At 70.2% G+C, this 20,951-nt stretch carries 16 protein-coding genes, 1 tRNA gene, 1 pseudogene and 1 riboswitch; of the genes and pseudogenes, 10 read left to right on the top strand and 8 right to left on the bottom strand.

Features of this window, described 5'->3' with window-relative positions; all coding sequences use genetic code 11:
• Positions 1-47: 47 nt before the first annotated feature.
• Positions 48-2,159, bottom strand: coding sequence for an asparagine synthase-related protein (locus OG936_RS18535; RefSeq protein ID WP_406496025.1), 2,112 nt, complete (start codon positions 2,157-2,159; stop codon positions 48-50).
• Positions 2,160-3,414: 1,255 nt separating this feature from the next.
• Between OG936_RS18535 and OG936_RS18530 the strand changes: the two genes are divergently transcribed.
• The 4 genes from OG936_RS18530 to OG936_RS18515 all read left to right on the top strand — a co-directional run bounded on the left by OG936_RS18530 (position 3,415) and on the right by OG936_RS18515 (position 9,227).
• Positions 3,415-5,151, top strand: coding sequence for a sporulation protein (locus OG936_RS18530; protein WP_406496024.1), 1,737 nt, complete (start codon positions 3,415-3,417; stop codon positions 5,149-5,151).
• Positions 5,152-5,377: 226 nt separating this feature from the next.
• Complete coding sequence (gene lhgO / locus OG936_RS18525) at positions 5,378-6,634, top strand: L-2-hydroxyglutarate oxidase (RefSeq protein ID WP_406496023.1); 1,257 nt, start codon at positions 5,378-5,380, stop codon at positions 6,632-6,634.
• Positions 6,627-7,439, top strand: a complete 813-nt coding sequence (gene trmB, locus OG936_RS18520) for a tRNA (guanosine(46)-N7)-methyltransferase TrmB (protein ID WP_383759754.1) — start codon at positions 6,627-6,629, stop codon at positions 7,437-7,439. The genes lhgO and trmB overlap by 8 nt, the downstream gene beginning before the upstream one ends.
• Before the next feature lie 276 nt (positions 7,440-7,715).
• A complete protein-coding gene (locus OG936_RS18515) occupies positions 7,716-9,227 on the top strand; it encodes a PrsW family intramembrane metalloprotease (protein ID WP_406500499.1) in 1,512 nt (503 codons plus the stop codon).
• 58 nt (positions 9,228-9,285) lie between these two features.
• Here OG936_RS18515 and OG936_RS18510 read toward each other — a convergent pair whose 3' ends face one another.
• From OG936_RS18510 to OG936_RS18485, 6 genes are all read right to left on the bottom strand, one after another.
• Positions 9,286-10,230: an aldo/keto reductase gene (locus tag OG936_RS18510; RefSeq protein WP_406496021.1), complete on the bottom strand. Its 945-nt coding sequence runs from the start codon at positions 10,228-10,230 to the stop codon at positions 9,286-9,288.
• Positions 10,231-10,427: 197 nt separating this feature from the next.
• Positions 10,428-11,711: a M23 family metallopeptidase gene (locus OG936_RS18505; protein WP_406496019.1), complete on the bottom strand. Its 1,284-nt coding sequence runs from the start codon at positions 11,709-11,711 to the stop codon at positions 10,428-10,430.
• Between the two features lie 11 nt (positions 11,712-11,722).
• A riboswitch (cyclic di-AMP (ydaO/yuaA leader) is annotated at positions 11,723-11,875 on the bottom strand.
• 279 nt (positions 11,876-12,154) lie between these two features.
• Positions 12,155-13,315: a PP2C family protein-serine/threonine phosphatase gene (locus tag OG936_RS18500; RefSeq protein WP_406496017.1), complete on the bottom strand. Its 1,161-nt coding sequence runs from the start codon at positions 13,313-13,315 to the stop codon at positions 12,155-12,157.
• Positions 13,316-13,528: 213 nt separating this feature from the next.
• Positions 13,529-13,602 (bottom strand) — tRNA-Met (locus OG936_RS18495).
• A 209-nt stretch (positions 13,603-13,811) separates the two neighbouring features.
• Positions 13,812-15,011: an SPFH domain-containing protein gene (locus tag OG936_RS18490; RefSeq protein ID WP_406496016.1), complete on the bottom strand. Its 1,200-nt coding sequence runs from the start codon at positions 15,009-15,011 to the stop codon at positions 13,812-13,814.
• Between the two features lie 54 nt (positions 15,012-15,065).
• A complete protein-coding gene (locus tag OG936_RS18485) occupies positions 15,066-15,287 on the bottom strand; it encodes a hypothetical protein (RefSeq protein WP_406496014.1) in 222 nt (73 codons plus the stop codon).
• Positions 15,288-15,560: 273 nt separating this feature from the next.
• On the opposite strand from OG936_RS18485, the gene OG936_RS18480 reads away from it, so the two are divergent.
• A complete protein-coding gene (locus OG936_RS18480; protein WP_406496013.1) occupies positions 15,561-15,974 on the top strand; it encodes an SHOCT domain-containing protein in 414 nt (137 codons plus the stop codon).
• 121 nt (positions 15,975-16,095) lie between these two features.
• Entirely contained in the window at positions 16,096-16,953 is an 858-nt protein-coding gene (locus tag OG936_RS18475; RefSeq protein ID WP_406496012.1) for a hypothetical protein, read from the top strand.
• Here the strand turns inward: OG936_RS18475 and OG936_RS18470 are convergent.
• A complete protein-coding gene (locus OG936_RS18470) occupies positions 16,908-17,282 on the bottom strand; it encodes a hypothetical protein (RefSeq protein WP_406496010.1) in 375 nt (124 codons plus the stop codon). The genes OG936_RS18475 and OG936_RS18470 overlap by 46 nt on opposite strands.
• Before the next feature lie 1,428 nt (positions 17,283-18,710).
• Between OG936_RS18470 and OG936_RS18465 the strand changes: the two genes are divergently transcribed.
• The 4 genes and pseudogenes from OG936_RS18465 (at position 18,711) to OG936_RS18450 (ending at position 20,723) form a co-directional block, all read left to right on the top strand.
• The gene (locus OG936_RS18465) at positions 18,711-19,361 is read left to right on the top strand and encodes a YeeE/YedE family protein (protein WP_406496009.1); all 651 of its coding nucleotides are present in this window, start codon (positions 18,711-18,713) and stop codon (positions 19,359-19,361) included.
• Complete coding sequence (locus OG936_RS18460) at positions 19,361-19,777, top strand: YeeE/YedE thiosulfate transporter family protein (RefSeq protein ID WP_406496008.1); 417 nt, start codon at positions 19,361-19,363, stop codon at positions 19,775-19,777. The genes OG936_RS18465 and OG936_RS18460 overlap by 1 nt, the downstream gene beginning before the upstream one ends.
• A 62-nt stretch (positions 19,778-19,839) precedes the next feature.
• Positions 19,840-20,070, top strand: a pseudogene (locus OG936_RS18455) (adenylyl cyclase); the annotation flags it as partial.
• Between the two features lie 410 nt (positions 20,071-20,480).
• The gene (locus OG936_RS18450) at positions 20,481-20,723 is read left to right on the top strand and encodes a hypothetical protein (RefSeq protein WP_406496007.1); all 243 of its coding nucleotides are present in this window, start codon (positions 20,481-20,483) and stop codon (positions 20,721-20,723) included.
• Positions 20,724-20,951: the final 228 nt, after the last annotated feature.

Below are 20,951 nucleotides of genomic sequence, written 5' to 3'. Positions count from 1 at the left end.
AGGCCCCGCCGAAGGTCCCCGACGGCACCGCCCCACCCCGCCCTCGTCTACGGCTGCAGCGTGCGCCTCGCCGGAACGATTCCGCCCGCGACCGCGCGCTGGCGCGGCGCCGCCGTGCCCGTCCAGCAGGTGCCGCGCCGTGACACGAGTCGGCGGAGCCACAGTTCCATGGACGCCAGATGCGCCAGTCCGTCCAGCGGGAGCGGTTCGCCCTCCGAGGCCGCGCGCAGGGCCTTTCGTACGACGCGGGCCTCGATCAGCCCCGCGTCGGCGAGCAGCGGTGCGTCGAAGAGGGCGATCAGGTCGGGGAGCGCGGCGCGCAGGCCGGTGCGGGCGGTGGCGTTCGCAGTGGCGAGGGACGGGGTGCCCCAGCCTGGCGGCAGCTCGTGGATGCCCGCGCCCGCGAGCACCCGGCGCAGGATCGCGGCGCGGGCGCCCGGCTGGACGCGGAGCGATTCGGGGAGCGCACGGGCGGCGCGTACGACCTGATTGTCGAGGAACGGGGCGTGCAGCCGCTGGCTGCGGTTCTCCGCGGCCTGCTCCAGGATCCGGTGGTCGGCGGCGAACCGGGCGAGGGCCGCCCGGGCGCGGGCCTCGCCGGGGCGCGGGACGGAGGCGGGACGGATCGCCGCCTCCTGCAGACGGAACGCCACCTCGGCGAGCGCCTCCCCGGTCAGCCAGCGCGCGGCGGGTCCCGGCCGTGACCAGGCGAGGGCGGCGAGCGACGCGTCGGCGGGCGTGTCGAGGTCGGGGGCATGGCGGTTGGCGTCCGGCAGCCGGTCGGCCGCCGCTTCGAGGCCGCTGCGGTACGACGTACGGGACAGGCGGCGGGCCGCCCGGTAGACGGTCAGCGGGACGAAGAGGGAGTGCGCGGTCGGGCCTTCGGCCTTGGCCAGAGCGGCGACGGGGCGCAGCAGATGGCGTCGGCGCCGGTCCATCAGCAGGTCGGCGAGGCGGGCCGGATGGGCGTCGAGCACCTGCCGGGCGCCACCGCCGACGAAGTGGTCGGCGCTGCCCGAGGCGAGGCGGCGGCGGTGGCGCTCGGCGACGACGAGGGACGGGGCGGGTTCATCGGTGAGCGGGCCGCCGCCCAGGTCGGCGTAGGGCAGGGCCTCTTCCCCGGCGGCGACGACGACATGGTGCAGGCGCGGGTTGGCGGCGATGACGCGGGCGCGTTCGAGTTCGTCCTCGTGCCCGTGTGCGGTGAGGTCGTTGAAGGTGACGGCGAGCAGCCGCTCCCCCGCTTCCGTGCCGTGGCCGAGGAGGGTGCCGGGCAGGCCGGGCAGGCCGGCGGCCAGGAGGGCGAGGGTGGCGGAGGAGCTGCCTCCGGAGAGGTCGGCACCGATGCCGGGTACGGGGGCGCCGCGGGCGGCGCGCCGTTCGGCGGGCCCCATGCCGGGGACCGGCCCGGGGTCGGGCGGCAGGGTTTCGGGGGCGTGGCGCGGGGCCGTGAGCCTGGCGCGTACGGCCTCGACCAGCGCGTCGCGCACCCCGTCGACGGCGCTGACGGGGTCGAGTTGGGGCGCGGCTACGGCGAGGGAGGCCACCGCCTCGTACCCGGTGATCTCGCGCGAGCCCTCGCGGAGGATGAGTGCGTGTCCCGGCGGGATGCGCTTCACTCCCTCGTACGGGGTGCCGTCGCGCAGCGACTCCGGGGTTTCGGGGCAGGCGAGCAGGGCGGCCAGATGACCGATGTCGAGCTGGGCTTCGATGAGGTCGGCGAGCGGGAGTGCGGCGGTGGCGTACGCCGTGCCGCCGGCCCAGGGGGTGTAGAAGACCGGGCGAGCTCCGGCGAGGTCTCCGATGACGGTGATGCGGCGGCCGACCTGGACGACGGCCGTGTAGCTGCCGGGCCAGGAGGTGAGGTGGCGCAGGGCTCCGCCGCGGGCGGCGAGGAGCCCGACGCGCAGCTGTTCGTCGGTTGCACTGCAGCAGCCGAGGACGGCGAGCCGGGCGGTGGGCGCGCCTTCGGCGGTCTCGACCTTGCTCGTACGGATCTCGTCGGGGCGCCAGTCGCCGACGGCCCAGAGCGGATCCGGGTCGCCCCAGAGGAGTTGGGATCCGACGGGGTGCATCGTGCGCCCCTCGTCGGCGTCGCCGACGGCGCCGGCCGTGCCGAAGCGCGCGGCGATACTGCTCCACCCCACCAACCAACGCATCGCCGCCTCCACAGGCTGTGGACAAATCGGCGCAGCAGGACATTATCGGGAGAACTCCGCCGGCCTGCGGCGCCGTTGCGAACATGCTGCCACGACAAACGCGCGCAGGAGGGGCTACGGACGGCGCACGCCGGAAGGGCATGCGCCCCTGGCAAAGACCGGACCGGGCCGGGCGCCTACGGGCGCACGTCGGGCGGCAACCTGCGCCAGGGCTCCCGCGGGAACGACCGGCACCCGGCGTGCGCGAGGCGGGTCAGGCGCCAACGCGCTTATGCGTCGGGCGTGTTGCGCACCCGTACGAGCGAGATCCACCGGGCGAAATCCGGCCACGCCCCGAACCACCCACGGACGGATGCCGTCAGCGACGAACCGATGACGGACGATCACCGGACGGTCGACGAGATGTCCGCGAATCGGCCGCCCCAACCTCGGTCGACCGATGATATTCGGCCATTCTCCGAGTGCGGGGCAACGCGACGGCAGGGACCTCGCCGCACCAGACGTCCCCTTTCGCCCTACTTCAATCCCCGCCCACTCCCCGCTTCGTGGACTCGGGGCGGCCCGATGTCGGCCGGGCGCCGATCGCCTGCCGGTCGCGTCCGGGCCGTGTGCGGGTCACGTGCCGGCTTCGACGCACAGCCCGGCGCACCGTCCGATGCACCGTCCGATACTCAGTCCGGGAGGCGCGGTTCACCTCCCGGACCGGTCCGCCGCCTGCGGGGAATGAGGCGGCAGTGTCCCCCAGCCCACTGAGTCCAATGCAGTGGGCCGACCCACGCAGCAACCATGGAAGCGCCTCCGAATCGGCCGGACGAGAGCGCACGGCCGGGCGCACGGCCACACACCAGGAGCACGTACGGAGCCCGGCGGGCGGGCGCCGCCATCCCGTCCGAGCGGCCCGTCGCACGGGGTTCGAAGCCGGGTCGCCGACCAGGTCCGGGCAGGGGCCGTGCCGGGTCCGGGCCCCTCCGCGCGACGACGGAGCGGCACCGCGCCGGCGACCGGAGCGACGCCCCGCAGCCGACCGCGAACGCACGGACAACAATCCCGCCATACGGACGTCTGCCCCTTAACGGTAGGGATGCGGCGAACTACCCTGTGTTTACTGAGGTTCTCGGCAGGAGGCATATTCCTCGGGGCTCGGCCATATGCGTGTGCGGCCGAGTGCCGGGGCTCGTCCCTGGGGAGGACACGGTACGAATGCCGCGCGCCGCAACGGTGACGCGGCGGCCGTCTGTGTGTCGAGGGGTGGCGCATGTCCAGGGAGCAACGCGGACCGAACGAGAAGCTCGGAACCGTTCTCGCCCTCGCGGGAATCAGCAACGCCGGGCTCGCCCGGCGGGTCAACGACCTCGGGGCGCAGCGCGGACTGACACTTCGGTACGACAAGACCTCGGTGGCCCGGTGGGTCTCCAAGGGCATGGTGCCGCAGGGCGCCGCGCCCCATCTCATCGCGGCGGCGATCGGCGCCAAACTCGGCCGGCCGGTCCCGCTGCACGAGATCGGGCTCGCGGATGCCGATCCGGCACCGGAGGTCGGGCTGGCGTTTCCGCGCGATGTGGCTGAGGCGGTCCGCTCGGCGACCGAGCTGTACCGACTGGATCTGGCCGGGCGGCGGGCCGGCAGCGGCGGGATCTGGCAGTCGCTGGCGGGCTCGTTCTCGGTGAGCGCGTACGCGACGCCCGCGTCCCGCTGGCTGATATCCCCCGCCGACCCGTCGGTGGAACGCGACTCGACAGCCGCCGAGGCAGCCGTCCTCGGCACCCCGGGTACAAGAGGCGCACGTACCAGCGCAGGGGCGCAGAGGACACCGGCCGCGACAGGAGAGAGCACGGAGGCGGAACCCTGCATTCCCGGCACCACAGCCGTGCCCGGCATGGCGGGCGCCCCCACAGCGCCGAACGCACGGGCGGCTCAAGCGGCACTGGGAAACCGGGGAGCGACGGGGACGAAGCAGACACCGTCCATCCCCGCCCAGCCCGGCCCGGAATCCACGTCCACGCCGCCCTTCGCGTCCCCCGCCGCCGCCTCCCCCGCCGCACCGGTCGGCCCGGTCACGAGCGACATCTCACCACTGCGGGTCGGCCACAGCGATGTCTCCAAACTGCGCGAGGCCGCCCAGGACGCCCGCCGCTGGGACTCCAAGTACGGCGGCGGGGACTGGCGTTCCTCCATGGTCCCGGAGTGCTTACGGGTCGACGCCGCACCGCTGCTGCTCGGCTCGTACAGCGACGAGGTGGGCCGGGCGCTCTTCGGCGCGGCGGCCGAACTGACCAGACTCGCCGGGTGGATGGCCTTCGACACCGGCCAGCAGGAAGCCGCACAGCGTTACTACATCCAGGCGCTGAGACTCGCGCGGGCCGCGGCCGACGTACCGCTCGGCGGCTACGTCCTCGCCTCGATGTCGCTGCAGGCGACCTACCGCGGTTTCGCCGACGAGGGGGTCGACCTCGCGCAGGCCGCGGTCGAGCGCAACCGGGGGCTCGCCACGGCCCGCACCATGAGCTTCTTCCGTCTGGTGGAGGCGCGCGCCCATGCAAAGGCGAGCGACGCAGCGGCCGCGGGGGCCGCGCTGAAGGCCGCCGAGGGCTGGCTGGAGCGTTCCCGGAACGGCGACGCGGACCCGTCGTGGCTGGGCTTCTACTCGTACGACAGATTCGCGGCGGATGCCGCGGAGTGCCACCTCGATCTGAAGGCGCCCCGGCAGGTGCGGCGCTTCACCGAGCAGGCCCTGTCCAGACCCACCGAGGAGTTCGTCCGTTCGCACGGGCTGCGGCTCGTGGTGTCGGCGGTGGCCGAGCTGGAGTCCGGGAATCTGGACGCGGCCTGCGCGGCGGGCACCCGGGCGGTGGAGGTGGCGGGCCGCATCTCTTCGGCGCGGACCACGGAGTACGTACGGGACCTGCTGCACCGGCTCGAACCGTACGGGCACGAGCCGCGCGTCGCCGAGCTCCGCGAGCGGGCACGACCGCTGCTGGTGGCGCCTGTGTAGCCCTACCCACCGGGACGACCGGGCCTCCGCACAGCGTCGCCAGGATGTCCTCGCGGATGTCCTGGCGGCATCGTGGATGTCCTCGCGGCATCCGAACGGTGTCCGGGCGGCATCCGGCGCGCTCCCTGTCGCCGCCGGGCGTAAAAGATCCGGCGCCACGCTGGGCCGCGCTGGTTTGAGTGCGTTGTCAGTGGGTCAGTGCACTATCGGGGTGGGAGGTGGCGTGATGATGACGCGCGCGGCGTACGACTGCGATGTGCTGGTGATCGGCGGCGGGATCGTCGGCCTGTCGACGGCGTATGCGATCACACGCACGGCTCCGGGCACCCGGGTGACGGTACTGGAGAAGGAGTCCGGCCCCGCCCGTCACCAGACCGGGCGCAACAGCGGAGTGATCCACAGCGGAATCTACTACCGCCCGGGTTCGCTCAAGGCCCGCTACGCCGTGCGCGGCGCCGCGGAAATGGTCGACTTCTGCGCCGAGCACGGCATCGCGCACGCGGTGACCGGCAAGCTGATCGTCGCGACCGAGCGGTCCGAGCTGCCCCGGCTGCACGCCCTGGTCCAGCGCGGCCGGCAGCACGGGCTGCCCGTGCGCGAGCTGGGGCCCGCCCAGATCGCGGAGTACGAGCCGCAGGTGCGCGGGCTCGCCGCGATCCGCGTCGGGACGACCGGGGTGTGCGACTTCGGGGCGGTCGCGGCACGGTTCGCCGCCGAGGTGAGCGGGGCGGGCGGGGTGATCCGTTACGGGGCGGAGGTCACGGCGATCGACCGCCGCCCCTGGGGCGTGGCGGTGCGTACGGCGGACGGCCCGGTGGTGCGGGCCCGGGTCCTGGTCAACTGCGCGGGGCTGCACTGCGACCGGGTGGCGCGGCTCGCGGGCGACGTCCCGGGGGTGCGGATCGTGCCCTTCCGGGGGGAGTACTACGAGCTGGCACGGCCGGAGCTGGTGCGCGGCCTGGTCTATCCGGTGCCCGATCCGGCGTTCCCCTTCCTCGGCGTGCATCTGACCCGGGGCCACGACGGCAGCGTCCACATCGGGCCGAACGCGGTGCCGGCGCTGGCCCGCGAGGGGTACGGCTGGCCCGTCGTACGCCCCCGTGAGCTGGCGGACACTCTGACCTGGCCGGGCACCTGGCGGATCGCGCGCAGACACTGGCGGTACGGGGCGGGCGAGGTGCACCGGTCGCTGTCGAAGCACGCGTTCACGACAGCCGTGCAGCGACTGCTGCCCGAGGTCACGGAGGCCGATCTGCGGCCGGCCCCGGCAGGGGTCAGGGCCCAGGCCGTACTCCGGGACGGCACCCTGGTCGACGACTTCCTGATCCGCGAGGCGCCGCACACCGTCCACGTACTGAACGCTCCGTCGCCCGCCGCGACGGCTTCCCTGCCCATCGGGCGGGAGGTGGCACGCAGGGCGCTGCTCCGGGCAGGGGGGACGGGGTGGAAGCCGCCCGCCGTAGAATCGGGGCATTGTGTCTGAGCCCTTGAACCCCTCCTCGTCGGCTGCCGGGATTCCGGACGATCTGCGCGCCGCCTCCTTCGAGCGGCAGCGCAGGCTGCGCCAGGAGCCGCGCTTCCCCGGCGGACCCGCAATCGATCCGGCCGGATCGCACCACGAACGCCGGATCCGCAGCTTCCAGCCGCGCCGCAGCCGCGTCACGCCCGGCCAGGAGGACGCGCTGCTGCGGCTCTGGCCGCAGTGGGGCCTGGACATCGACGGGCAGCGCGTCCTCGATCTGCCCGAGCTGTTCGACGGGCTCCCGGTCGTGCTGGAGATCGGTTTCGGCATGGGAGAGGCCACCGCGCAGATGGCGGCCGACGACCCGGGCACGGGCATTCTCGCCGTGGATGTGCACACTCCCGGCCAGGGCAATCTGCTCGGACTCGCGGACCGGAACGGACTGTCCAACATCCGGGTCGCCAATGGTGACGCGATCATCCTGCTGCGCGAGATGCTGAAGCCGGACTCGTTGGACGGGCTGCGGGTGTACTTCCCCGACCCCTGGCCCAAGAAGCGCCACCACAAGCGGCGGCTGATCCAGCCGGAGTTCCTCGATCTGGCGGCGCAGCGGCTGAAGCCGGGGGCCGTGATCCACTGCGCCACCGACTGGGAGCCGTACGCCGAGCAGATGCTGGAGGTGCTGACCGCGCACCCGCTGTTCGAGAACACCCAGGCGGACGGCGGCTATGCGCCGCGACCGGCGTTCCGGCCGCTGACCCGGTTCGAGGGACAAGGTCTCGACAAGGGCCACGTCGTGCACGACCTGCTCTTCGCCCGCCGCTGAGACCCGCCGCCGAGACCCACGTACGGAGCCGGAACCGGAGCCGGAGGAAGGAACCGGGGCCCGGACCGGGCCCGGTGCCGGAACCTTCCCCGGCCCCGGTGCCCCATGGCCAGTGTCAGTGCTGCTCGTTAGGGTCATTGGGTGGTCTCCGACGGGTCTGTCCAGCAGCGGCACTCACAGCCGGCCGTCCCGCTTCTTGAGGAGCAGCGGATCGGCGAGATCCTGGCTGCCGTGCCGGAGCGCAGGCACTGGCGTTACCGGCCGCGCCGCGTCGGCATGGTGTGGCGCAGCAGGACGTTCCGCATCGCGACCGTGTGCACGGTGCTCGCACTGTGCGGACTGGCGATCCTGGCCCTGGTCCGCGATCAGACGGGCAGCGAGGGATTTCTCGTCGGGCTGGGGCTCGCCGTGCTGCCCGTCCCGCTCCTCATAGCGGCGTTCCGCTGGCTGGACCGGGTCGTACCGGCGCCGTGGCGGAATCTGCTGTTCGCCTTCGCCTGGGGCGCGTTCGCAGCCGCCCTCGTCGCGATCCTGGCGAATTCGTTCGCGACCCGCTGGATAGCCACGGCCACCGCCGACCCGTCGAACGCCGACACTCTCGGAGCCACGGTCATAGCACCGGTCATCGAGGAGAGCGCCAAGGCCGCGGCCGTCCTGCTCATCTTCCTTTTCCGAAAACGGGAGTTCAACGGGATCGTCGACGGCATCGTCGTCGCCGGCTTCACCGCGAGCGGCTTCGCGTTCACCGAGAACATCCTGTACCTGGGCAACGCCTTCGGTGAGGACCAGCAGATCGGTACCTCGGGCGTCGTCTCGGTGACCGCCGCGACGTTCTTCGTACGGGCGGTGATGTCGCCGTTCGCGCACCCGCTCTTCACGGTGCTGACGGGCATAGGCTTCGGGCTCGCCGCGGTCAGCGCGCGGCGCCGCCGGTTCCGGCGCGTCGCGCTGCCACTGCTCGGTCTCGTCCTCGCCATGGGCATGCACGCCCTGTGGAACGGGTCGGCGTCCTTCGGCCCGTACGGCTTCTACGCCGTGTACGGGGTGTTCATGGTCCCGGTCTTCGGCCTGGTCACCTGGCTGGCGATCTGGTCGCGCCAGCGGGAGCTGCGTACGCTCTCCGCCGAGTTGCCCGCCTATGCGGCGGCCGGCTGGCTGACCCCGGCCGAACCGTTCGCCCTCTCCTCGATGCGGGCCCGCGGCATGGCCCGCGACGCGGCACGCCAGCGGCACGCCGCCGCGTCCGGGGGAAGCTGGAGCAGCCCGTACGGACCGGCATCCTGGCCACCGCCGTACGCCCCGGGACACGGGTCGACGTACGGCCCCGGACACGGGCCCGGGTACAGGCCGCCGTACGGCCCCGGATACGCGCCAGGGCCGGGCCCCGGACCGGGATACGCTCCCGCATACGCGCCCGGATACACGTCGGCGCGTACCCCGAGGCGCGGGCCGGCGGCGCAGGTCAGGGCCCATGCCACAGCACAGGCCAAGGCCCATGGCAGGGCTGCTGCCCGCACCGTCGCCGAGTACGAATCGTTCGCGACCTCACTGGCCTCGCTGCGCCTGCAGGCCCGCCGTGGGGCATCGGGCCCGGACTTCGCCGAACGCGAACTGGAGCTGCTGCACCACCTCTGGCAACGCAGGGACGTGGCCGCCCCCGCCCTGACGTACGCCGCGCAGGCGACAGGCCGCCTGCGTCCCCCGTACATCTCCCCGGTCCCGGGGGCTCCACCGCTGTACCAGCCCTACGACAGGGACCACAATCCGTACCGGCTACCGCCGCGGTAGCCGGTACGGACGGGCCGGTTCAGCACCGGGGCACCAGGGCTCCGACGCACCGCGTCCGTCAGGCGGATGCCTCGGTGAGCTCCGCCAGTTCCTGCTCGGTCAGCCGGAGGTCGGCGACGGCCAGCAGCGCGGGCAGCTGCTCGACCGTACGGGCCGAGGCGATCGGCGCGGCGACCGTCGGCCGGGACGCAAGCCAGGCCAGGGCGACGGTCGCGACCTCCGCGTCGTGCTCCTTGGCTACCTTGTCGAGTGCGGCCAGGACCTTCTGCCCCCGCTCCGACGCCAGGTACTCACCGGCCTTCTCGGCGCGGGCGCTCTCCACCGAAGCCCCCGGACGGTACTTGCCGGTGAGGAAACCGGAGGCCAGGGCGAAGTACGGGACGGCGGCGAGCCCGGCCCGGGCGGCCGTGTCCTGGAGCTCACCCTCGTACGTGTCCCGCGAGACCAGGTTGTAGTGCGGCTGAAGGGCGACGTACCGGGCCAGCCCCTCGCGCTCCGAGAAGTCCAGGGACGCCTGGAGCCGCTCGGGGCCGATGTTGGAGGCGGCGATCTCCCGGACCTTGCCTTCCTTCACGAGTTCGTCGAGGGCGGTGATGATCTCCTCGACCGGGACGGTCTCGTCATCGAAGTGCGTGTAGTACAGATCGATGTGGTCGGTGCCGAGCCGGCGCAGCGACTCCTCGGCCGCGGCCTTGATGTTCGTGGCGGAGAGCCCCTTGTACGAGGGGTGGGCGCCGACCTTGGTCGCGACGACGATGTCGGAACGGTTGGAGCGGGCCGCGAGCCACTTTCCGATGACGGTCTCCGACTCGCCGCCCTCATTGCCCGGGATCCAGGCGGAGTAGGCGTCGGCGGTGTCGATGAAATTGCCGCCCGCCGCGGCGTAAGCGTCCAGCACGGCGAACGACTGCGCCTCATCGGCGGTCCAGCCGAAGACGTTGCCGCCGAGGGCGAGCGGAAAGACCTGAAGGTCGGAAGAGCCCAGCTTACGAAGAGAAGTCATAAATGGATCAACGGATTCCGGCACGCCCGCTATTCCGACGGACCGGCAGCCCTGACGTCGGGGGGTGAGCGTCAGGACTGCCGGAGTTCAGCGGCGGGTCCACCGGACCACGGGATCACTCGGAGCAGCGGAGCGCTCCGGTCACACGGACCGGAAGAACTGGAAGAACCGGAAGAACCGGGAGGGCGGCCTGCGGATCAGGGGTTGAGGCCCTTGTCGCGCAGCCAGGCCATCGGGTCGATGCCCGCACCGGAGGGGGTGTGGACCTCCAGGTGGAGGTGCGGGCCCGTCACGTTGCCCGTCGCGCCGACCCGGCCGATGGTCTCACCGGTGGTGACCTGCTGGCCGACGCTCACACCGATCGAGGACTGGTGGCAGAACCACAGCTCCGTACCGTCGTCGAGCTCCAGCACCGTGCGGTAGCCGTACGAACCTGACCAGCCGGCCGACTTGATGGTGCCGCCGTGTATGGCCTTGATCGGCGTACCCGTCGGCGCCGCGAAGTCGAGGCCGGTGTGGTAACCGGAAGACCACATCGAGCCGGCTTCGCCGAAGGTCGAGGTGATCGTGTACGAGGAGGTCGGGATGGCGTAGCTGGCGGCGAGCTTGGCGAGCCGCAGGGCCTCGGCCTTCTTCTTGGCCTCTTCCTCCGCCTTCTTCTTTTCGGCGGCGGCCTTGGCCTCGGCCGCGTCCTGCTGCTTCTTGGCCTCGGCGGCGGCCTTCTCCGCGGCTTCCTTCTCCTGGGCCGCCTTGGCCTCGGTGTCGGCGGCGTCCTGCTGCTGCTCCGCCTGCTGGAGGATGCGCGCCCGGAGCGCCTCGCCCGCGTCCGCCGTGCCCTGCTCGGCATCGGTGGTCGTGAGGCCGGCGGTGGTGAGCGGTGCGGCAGCGGCGGCGACAGCGGCGTTGTCGGCTTCGGACTCCCCGGAGAACAGAGAACCGACGCCCGGAAGGGACTTGGCGTCGGGAAGCTTGTTCGCGATGGACTCGGGAAGGGAGATGGAGACCGGCGGCTTGCTCTGCGCGGTGGCCATGCCCCCCGCACCGACCGCCGCGATGACACCGACCCCGAGCACCGTGGAGCTACGGGCAAGTCCGTTGCGCTGCTTGGCGACGCGGTGCTTGCCGCGTACGGGGCGGACGGACTCCTCGGTGGGGTTCCACTCGCCCCAGCCGCGTTCGGGCTCACCGTCACCGTTGACGCGGAATTCGCCACCGAAGTCACCGGTGAAGTCACCGCCCGGCTCGGTGCCGTACGCCGTTCCCGTCCCCCCGGTCCTGTGATCGGGGCCGGAACCGAAGTCGGTGCCGAAGCCGGAGCCGGGGCCGGAACCGAATTCGGTGCCGAAGCCGGAGTCGGAAGCGAAGGGGGAGTCGGAAGCGAAGCCGGAGTTGGAACCGGATCCGAACTCGGCGCCGAAGTCGGAACCGAAGTCAGGGTTGAACCGAGAGGGGGCCTCGGGGGCAGGCTTGTTGGACGCCACGGGGGCGCACTCCTTTCCTTCCTTCTCGCCTACCGGGTTAGCTGACGGGTTCGGAGCAGGAAGGTCTCCTACGGACCCCTCTGCCTCTCACGAGACACAGGTGTCCGATTCACCCCATGTAGGTGGTTCCCCGGTTCCCTTGCGGAATTCGGCGCTCGCGCACGGTGCCGCCACTGACGACGGCTGGGACGACCGCGCTGCGTTATCGAACGTTAATAGACACCGGGGCCTGATTCCAAGCTGTTCCCACTGATCGTTCACGTCCTTGGCCTGGACTTTACGGTGCACAACCGGGTGGAATGGGACGAGTTGATCGACCCTCAGCGGCCACCCGGTTTCTGACGTTGCGTCAAATGTTATGCGGAGCGACGTGCTTCGGTTACGTACGGTGGTATCCCGCGCCCAAGGCCGACCCGGCTCGCACGAAGCCCCCGCCCCACCCGTCACACCCCTTCGCGACCGACGATCTTCACGGTCCTGCGCCGGTCCGGCTGCCCCTCCGCGGGACGTACGACCGCGAGCAGCGCCATGTCGTCGGTCGTCTCACCCCCCGTGTGCAGCCGTACGTCATCGGTCAGTGCGGACAGCAGCTCCTCGGGCCCCGGGAAGACCCGCCCGCGCAGCCGGGCCGCCGGGTCATAGAAGACCCCGTCGGCATTCCGCGCCTCCGAGAGCCCGTCCGTGTACAGGAGCAGAGTCGTCCCCGCCGGCAGATCCCACTCGTCCGACCGGTCGGGCCACGCCCCCAAGTCCATCCCGAGCGGCAGCGCGGGCACCGTGGGCCCCAGCACCTCCAGCGCCCCGTCCGGGTGCAGCAGGATCGGCTCGGGGTGGCCGCGGTTGACGACCCGCACCCGGGGCAGCCCGGCCGGGATCTCGGCCAGCACGGCGGTGATGAAGCCCTCGACCGCGTCGAGCCCGCCCCGCCGCGGCCCCTCCCGCGCCAGCGCCCGCTCCAGCCGCTGCGCCACGCCTTCCAGCGAACGCTCCTGCTCGGCCGCCTCCCGGAACGCCCCGATGATCACCGCCACCGACTCCACGGCGTCGAGTCCCTTCCCCCGCACGTCCCCGACCACCAACCGCACCCCGTACGGGGAGTCCGTCACGGCGAACAGGTCACCACCGACGAACTCGTCCGCCTGCGCCGCCACGTACCGCGCCGCCACATGCAGCCCGCCGATCCGGTCGGACGGCTTCGGCAGCACCGCCCGCATGGCGGTCTCCGCGATGACTCGCGCGGACGCCAGCTGCTCACTGCCGCGCCGCACGACCCCGTTGATCACGACCGCGAGGACCGAGACGGTGGCCAGGGTGAGCAGCTCGATCAGCGGCACGATGTCCGGCAGCGTGTTGCTGTACAGCCGCAGCACGACAACGGCCAGCATCGAGGCGATGCCGGTGCAGATGGTCCTGGACAGCGAGAAGAACGGCGCGGCGATCAGCGGCGCCGCCACGAACAGCGGAATGGCGGTGAAGGTCGGCGGGGTGAGGAAGTCGAACACCAGCCCGCCGAGAATCATCACGGCGGGCATCGCGCGGACGAACCGCCGGGTACGGGTGCCGCCCTCGGCATGCCTGCCGCGCCCCTTCAGCCGCTTCCACACCTATGGTCTCCTGCCCGGTACGCGCGCGGCTGCGGACGGTACCGCGCCCCACCCCAGGCTCGCCGGAGCGGAGTCACGCGGCGACTCCTCGTCGGCCGATGGGGTACGTACGTGGCACAGCTCATACACCGCCCGGACCTGCTCCTTCGGCGGGCCATGGCGGGAACGAACCAGGCCCGGCACGCTGTATGCGTGCCGGGCCTGGTTCTTCAGTAGCGGGGACAGGATTTGAACCTGCGACCTCTGGGTTATGAGCCCAGCGAGCTACCGAGCTGCTCCACCCCGCGTCGGTAAACACAACTGTACGGCATGCGCGGCGGGCTCATGACCACTGAGCGAATCACCGAGCGAATCACCGGACGAATCACTGGGCGAACCGCTGAGCCACTGAGTGAACCGCTGAGCGAATCACCGACCGCTCGGCACCCGTCCGCCGCTCGCTCGGTACTCCGGCCATGCGCCCGGCGACCAGCCCGCGCCCCCGCACCCCGCCGCCTCAATTCGTGTCGGTGATACGGGGAGCGGCCTTCCCGTTGACCGCCGGGGGCTTCATCGGATTCGCACCGCGCTGCAGGGAGCGGAGAATCGCCAGCCCCTGGCCGACCACGCCCGCCGCCATCTCATTGACGCCGTCGGTGCCGTTCAGAACGGTCAGGTCCGCACCCGACATGCCCCGGGCGGCCGCGTCGGCCAGGGCGGGCAGGTTCTCGACGATGCGGTTGGCCGCGATCAGCTCCTGGTTGCCGTCGCGCAGCGAAGCGGCGCGCGCACTGTTGGCGTCGGCCTGCGCCTGGGCGACGGTCCGTTCGGCGTACGCGTTGCCGTCGGCCTCGAACTTCACCCGGTCCCGGGCCGCCTCCGCGAGGGTGCGCTGGCGGTACGCCTCGGCGTCCGCCGGGCGCCGTACCTCCCCTTCGAGCCGTTGCGCGGCGAGTGCGGCCTGCCGCTCGGCCAGTGCGGTCTGCTCCTCGATGACCTCGTGCGAAGCCCTGGCCTGGGCGAGCGGTCCGGCCTGCGCGGCGCGGGCGTTGTACTGCTCGGTCTCGGCGAGGAAGCCGGCCCGCTTGATCGCGGTGTCGCGTTCGTACTCCGCCTTGAGCGCGGCGGCCTGCTGTTCGCGCTGGCTGGCCTCCTGGTCGGCCTTGGCCTCGGCGATCCGGGCCTGGCTGGCGACCGCGGCGGCGTGCGGGGCGGCGAGGTTCTTGATGTAGCCGGTGGCGTCGTCGATCTCCTGGATCTGGAGGGCGTCCACCACGATGCCGAGCTTCTCCATCTCGCCGTGGCTGCCCGCGATGACCTCCTGGGAGACCCGGTTGCGCTCGCGGATGATCTGCTCCACGGTCAGTCCGCCGACGATGGAACGCAGGTGGCCCGCGAAGATCCGGCCGGCGAGCTCCTCCATCTGTTCCTGCTCGGTCAGGAAGCGGCGCGCCGCGTTGGCGATGGACACGGCGTCGTCACCGACCTTGAAGACGGCGACGGCCCGAACGTTGAGGCGGATGCCCTGCTGCGTCACGCAGTCCTCGGTGATCTCCGCCTCGCGCAGCGCCAGGGAGAGCATGCGCGCCTTCTGTTTCACCGGGAGCACGAAACTGCCGTGACCGGTGACGATCCGGAACTGGGTGTCCAGCGTCTGTCCTTTGGAACCGGATATGAGCATCGCCTCGTTGGGGGCGGGAACGTGCCAGAAGAACATCGGAAGACTCCTGCCGTGCGTCTCTGCTCGGAGTGGGTGCACCGCTGCTTCGGCTCAGGGCGGCAGGCGTTCCACGATCACACCGCGCGCCGAGACCGAGTCGACGACAACGACGCGCACGTCCCTGTCGATCGACGTCGCCGACCATGCGGTGTAGGCCTCTGACCCGCCCCGTACGGCCACCAGTACTTCGCCCGGGCCATCGGACGGAATCGGCACGGTGACACGGCCGATCGCCCCGACCGGGCTCCGGGCGGACTCATCTGCCGTGTGCATGCGCCCTCGCGAGCGTCCACGCGTTCGCCTGCTCACGCCGCTTCTCACGCCGCTTCATGAACACGAGGCGACCCCGCCTCCTGGAGGCCTGGGCGTCCCGAGCCTCCCTCGACATCTCCACGGTACTCCGCACCCGCGACGGAGGACCGTCCGAAGGACGGCCGGAGAGGAGCCCGGAGAACGCCGGGAGGCAAGTTCGAATATGCGGTGATATGACTGATTTACCGTTCAGCCAGTCGACGCAACGAACTCGCGATGACCAGGGAGCCGACCGTGGACCATTACCCCCTGCTCGACCTCTTCTGGACCATGCTCTGGTTCTTCCTCTGGATCATGTGGCTGTTCCTGCTCTTCAAGGTCATCGCGGACATCTTCCGCAGCGACGACCTCGGCGGCTGGGGCAAGGCCGGCTGGCTCATCCTGGCGCTGCTGCTGCCGTACATCGGCGCCCTGGTGTACGTGATCGTGCGCGGTGGATCCATGGGGAAGCGGGACCTCAAGGAAGCGCAGGAACGCGACGCCGCCTTCAAGGCGTACGTACGGGAGGCCGCCGCCGGCGGCTCCGACGCGAAGGCCCCGAGAGAGGGCAAGCACGTCGACGACCTGGCGAAACTCGCCGAGCTCAAGGACCGGGGCGCCATCACCGAGGAGGAGTACCAGCGAGCGAAGACGAAGCTCCTCGTCTGAGCGGAGCGCACCCCGCCGGAGTGTCGGACCGTCTACATCCGTGTAGACGCCCTACCTTGCGTAGACGCAAGAATGCGGCAACAGGCCGGCGCGCAGGCGCGCTCGTGACCAGGAGTGCGTTTTGGGACAGTCGGAATTCCTCACCTCGGTGGATGTGGCCAGTGAGCGCCATTCCGTGATGAAGAAGCTCCCCGAGGTCACTCTGGCCTTCTGGGTCATGAAGATCGCCGCCACCACCCTCGGTGAGACGGCCGGGGACCTGTTCTCCCAGACGCTGCGGCTGGGCTACTTCCTCACCACGATCGCGCTGTTCCTGGTGTTCGTACTGACGCTGGTGGTGCAACTGCGGTCCCGGCGCTACAACCCGTTCTTCTACTGGACGGTCATCCTGGCCACGAGCATGGCCGGCACCACGATGTCGGACTTCATGAACCGGGACGCCAGTGCCGAGTACCTCACGGCGGGCACGTCCTCGCTGGGCCGGGGCCCGCAGGGCCTGGGCCTGGGGTACCCCGCGGGCGCCGCGATCCTGATCTCCCTGCTGATCGCCATCTTCACCGTCTGGAAGCTCACCGGACAGACCTTCGCCATCCAAGACATCGTCACCTTCCGCGGCGAGGCCCTCTTCTGGTCCGCGATCCTGGTGTCGAACACACTCGGCACGTCCATGGGCGATTTCCTCTCCGACAGTTCCGGCCTCGGCTATGCCGGCGGCGCCCTCCTCGTCACGGCTCTGCTGGCCGTACTGGCCGTCCTGATGCGGGTGCCGGCCGTCCCGAACGTCGTACTGTTCTGGATCGCCTTCGTCCTCACCCGGCCCCTGGGCGCCACCGCCGGTGACTTCCTCACGAAGCCTGCCGCCAAGGGCGGCCTCGATCTCGGCACATTGGGCTCTTCGGCCGTGCTCCTGGTCGTCCTCCTCGGCCTCATGGCCTACGCCAACGTGCAGGAGCACAGGAACACCGCCCAGCCGTCGTAACCACGTCGGGCCTCACCCGCGCGTCCTCGTGCCCCGGCAGCCTCTTCCGTGAGGGCGACTCCCAGGAGCATGCCGGCGGCGACGACGGTGACGGTCGTGACCATCTTCAGCAAGTCGCTGAACCCGTCCACGACGTAACAGCCCGACAGCGCCGTCAGCCCGCGCATGCCGAGCGAGCCCACCGTCAGGGTGAAGAACCCGGGCAGCAGCACGAGCCGAGGTGGCCGTCGCGGGCTGCGTGCCAGTACGTTCGCCGCCGCGAGGATCACCGCGGCGACGAACGTCCCACCGGTCTCACGCTGTCGTGCACGTGCCGTGCAGTTCGGCAACCAGTGCCGATGACGTCCGTCGCAAGACGCGGTGTCGCTGCAGGCTTCGGGCTCGGCATCGCTTGCACCCTGGAGTTCGAAATCCGGGTTTTTCATGGTGCAAAAACCAATGCCTTCGACCCATAGAGCTCGAAGCGCGCACAGTCGACTGATTTTCTCATGCCGGACTTTTCGCCCAATTGATGAGCCGGGCCCACCAGCCACCCCTCGACCGACTTGGTGAACTCTCTGGGCGCCGAGGGACCTCTGCGTGTCGCGGCGACTCGCCCTGTCGAAGCGGCACCGATTCCGATCGAGTCGCCGCCTCCACTGCGCGCGCACCCCTGCGCTCCGCAGACTCACAGATGCACCGCTGAGCTGTCGGCACGCCCATGAGCACTTGGTGCACATGCCTCCCGCAGCCCTCGTAGGTCATCTTCCGGCACGACCGACAGACAGCACGCTGGCACATAATTCTTCTCCATTAGCTCTTCATTTGAGATCCACGATATCCACGCCACCATCACAAGGGGCTCCAGCATTTTCACCCTCTCCGCGAACAGCTGAATTACATCAGTACGGGCCGCGGCCATGGGGTCGAATAGTGACCCAAATGACCTAATTGCCGGTTGTAAGTATCCTGACATGAGGGATAGAAGCCACATATCCGTTGCGCGCGGAATATCTCACCAAGTAGTGTCAAGTCGTCCGATTGAAAAATACCCTGAATTTGCTCGGGACATCGAAACAGTGATTGCATCACGCCCGGTCGCGGAATGGAGGCACAGAGCCTTATTGACACTGCCCGTCACCGCGTTGCTTTGCAGATCGTCGACCGAGCGCGGCGAGGGCAAGAATCGAGAACGGCAACCGCTCTCCCCGAATGGGTGGTGTGCGCCGATCAGGAGGGAGCAACGTGAGTTGCTCACACGCCGCAGGATGCCCCCTTTTCCCCCTACTTAGGGCGAGCTTGCGAGGTTGGCGCGAATATTACTGCGACAGCGACGATCGGTGGCTCGACTGTGCGCGCTACCAGGTGTCACTCACCGGCGAGCGCGTGCCAATCAGCTTGCTGCCCAACGGAGCCCGCGCGCGACACCTCGAAGACGTCGCCGAGGCGGACCGGTCCGGCGCCGCCAACCCGGGGGAGGTACCGGTACCCCGGCAGGCCCCGCCACCACAGCCCGATCCGTGGTCACCGGAGGCCGCGCCCTGGTCCCAGCCAGCGCCGCCCCGCCCATATGAGCAGTCAGAAACCGGAACCGTGACACCGGGGGCCACGGCACACTTCGGGGCGACATCTCCGCCAGCACCTGCCTGGCATCACCAACCGTCACCGCCCCCACAAATTCCCGAACCTTCAAACAGCCTCGCTCGACGAGCGCGGCAAGCTCCCAGCTCGAAGCGCGGCTGGTTGGCTCGATTTGCCGATTGGATGCGAGGACCCGCATGAGTACCTACTGGCCCTGGTGGGCGGGCGCTATCGGGCTCGCTCTGGTCACCATCAACTACACCCTCATCACCGATCGGTCTTTCGGGGTGTCGTCCGCGTGGGATCGCGTGTTGCACTGGCGCCGCGAACGCCACCTCGAGGAGATGGACGAGGAGTTCGCCGACGATCAAGCTCTCGTTGAGGCGCTCGCCGCAGCTACGGCGGAGCACTTCGGCACCGGCGCGTCCACCCTGACGCAGGTTCCGCACGGGAATTCACAGCCACTCGAAGCGGATACCGAACCAGCGGCGGGCGAGAGCCCCGCGGCCACGAGCCTGCGCCCGGCCCCGCTGGCCACCCAGGCTGCCCTGCTGATATCGATCTTCCTCGGCGGATTGATCGCCGCGGTCACCTCCGGGCGGTTCCACCTCCGCTACGACATGGGCCCGGGTTTTCGGAACCTGGTCACCGCCAATCCGACCACCATGATCGCCCTGCTGTTCGTGGGAGGCGTGCTGGTCGGCTTTGGCACTCGGCTGGCCGGTGGGTGCAGCTCCGGCCACGGTCTCAGCGGCTGCGGCCGTCTACGCCCGGTCAGCATCGTCGCGACCGCCGTGTTCTTCGGCACCGCCATCGTGGTGTCGTTCCTCCTGTGGAAGGTGATCTGATGCGTACCCGGGGCGCGATTCTGCTGGCCAACATCATCACCGGACTGGCCCTCGGTTATACCGTCACCAACATCGGCTTCGGCGACTACGCCGAGCTGAACCGCATGTTCACCTTCCAGGACCTGCGCATGCTCCTCTCCTTCGCCGGCGCCGTGGTGATCATCGTGTGCGCATTCGCTCTGCTGCGGGTCCGCCGCACCCCAGGGCGCATCCACAGGGGCGTGATCCCCGGCGCGGTGTTGTTCGGTACGGGCTGGGCGATCTCAGGTGGGTGCCCTGCAATCCCGATCGTCCAGGTCGCCAGCGGATACCTGCCCGCCCTGGTCACAATCGTCGGCGTCATCGTCGGTATCCGGCTGTGCCGCTGGGCCAACGCCCGATACTTCCACCTCGACCGCGGCTCCTGCGGGCTGTAACCAGGGACGTCCACCGACACGGGCCGTGGAGGTAGGGGCTCTCGCTTGGACGATCCCCCTGCCTCACCGAGGTCCGCTACCAGGAGAACTACCGCGAGGAGCGACGCCTGGACGAGGTCGCCTTCAACTTCGACACCCGGCCCGACCTCCCCGCGTTCCTGGAGATCGAGGGGCCCGACGAGACGTCGGTACGGCAGGCCGCCGCCCTCCTGGAACTCGACTACTCCGAGGCCCGGTTCGGCAGCGTCGACGAGATCTACAAGAGCGAGGCCGGCCGCGACATCCTCGCCGAGGACTCGCCACCCGGACGGGGAGGGCGGCGGGGCGTCCACAGCACCTGCTGCGGAACCATCCGCTCACGCAAGAGGCCAGGTATGGCGAAGCGCCTCGGTCGGCCGAAGCCACCCGAGGCGCTGAGCCGCAGGTCAGAGGATTCCTCCTCGACCTGTGATCGGTAGGCCGTGTGGGACTCGACCCCACAACCAACGGATTAAAAGTCCCGGCAGGGTCCTGCCGGGACTTCCGCTGGGTACTCCGGTGGTCCAGAAATTCCTGGTCGGAGACCTGTTCTTGACGTCCGGTCCAGATCTGAGCGCGTCGTGCCAGCACATCCGCTCACGCATCGCTCACGCATTACGTTTTTGGTGGGCCCGCAACGGGGCTCCCGGCCTCCGGGCCCGGAATGGCTTCCCCCTTGCCAACCATGATCCGGGAGCCCCGGGACATCAAGGGCTTCATCGTGCTGCCCCGCCGCTGGAAGGTCGAGCGGCCCATCGGCTGGATCACGAACGCTCGCCGCAGCGTGAGGGACTACGAGTGTCTGCCCCAGCACTCAGAAGCCCACCTGAACCGGGCCTTCATCACCCTCATGACCAGGCGTCTCACCCGCAAGGGCCCCCGCACCGACAACTGGATGAAGAAGCCCCGACAACCCAGTCCGGAATGACGTGATGTCCTCGGCGGCAAGCTCGCCGTCTTCGGGTTCCCGACCGGGAGCGGCCGGAATGAAAGGACGCCGTACGAAACCTCCCTGCCTCAGTTGCTATGAGTCACGCTTGGGCAGCACTCCGCGTAGCGACACCAGACCCCACCTCGCTCCGTATCTCGGAAAGCGCACACATTCCAGGCTTCCTGCATGACTTACATAAGATGCGAGTTATGCCCTAATACTGCG

The organism is Streptomyces sp. NBC_00846, from assembly GCF_045207325.1.
Taxonomy (GTDB): Bacteria; Actinomycetota; Actinomycetes; order Streptomycetales; family Streptomycetaceae; genus Streptomyces.
This window is presented reverse-complemented; position numbering and strand designations above follow the sequence as displayed.

Bases quoted from the DNA above. Each gene is read 5' to 3' on its own strand.
- OG936_RS18450 (WP_406496007.1), top strand. From the start codon at position 20,481: ATGATCCGGGAGCCCCGGGACATCAAGGGCTTCATCGTGCTGCCCCGC.
- OG936_RS18485 (WP_406496014.1), bottom strand. From the start codon at position 15,287: ATGCACACGGCAGATGAGTCCGCCCGGAGCCCGGTCGGGGCGATCGGC.
- lhgO (WP_406496023.1), top strand. From the start codon at position 5,378: ATGATGACGCGCGCGGCGTACGACTGCGATGTGCTGGTGATCGGCGGC.
- OG936_RS18510 (WP_406496021.1), bottom strand. From the start codon at position 10,230: ATGACTTCTCTTCGTAAGCTGGGCTCTTCCGACCTTCAGGTCTTTCCG.
- OG936_RS18535 (WP_406496025.1), bottom strand. From the start codon at position 2,159: ATGCGTTGGTTGGTGGGGTGGAGCAGTATCGCCGCGCGCTTCGGCACG.
- OG936_RS18515 (WP_406500499.1), top strand. From the start codon at position 7,716: ATGGTGTGGCGCAGCAGGACGTTCCGCATCGCGACCGTGTGCACGGTG.
- OG936_RS18465 (WP_406496009.1), top strand. From the start codon at position 18,711: ATGAGTACCTACTGGCCCTGGTGGGCGGGCGCTATCGGGCTCGCTCTG.
- OG936_RS18530 (WP_406496024.1), top strand. From the start codon at position 3,415: ATGTCCAGGGAGCAACGCGGACCGAACGAGAAGCTCGGAACCGTTCTC.
- OG936_RS18490 (WP_406496016.1), bottom strand. From the start codon at position 15,011: ATGTTCTTCTGGCACGTTCCCGCCCCCAACGAGGCGATGCTCATATCC.
- OG936_RS18460 (WP_406496008.1), top strand. From the start codon at position 19,361: ATGCGTACCCGGGGCGCGATTCTGCTGGCCAACATCATCACCGGACTG.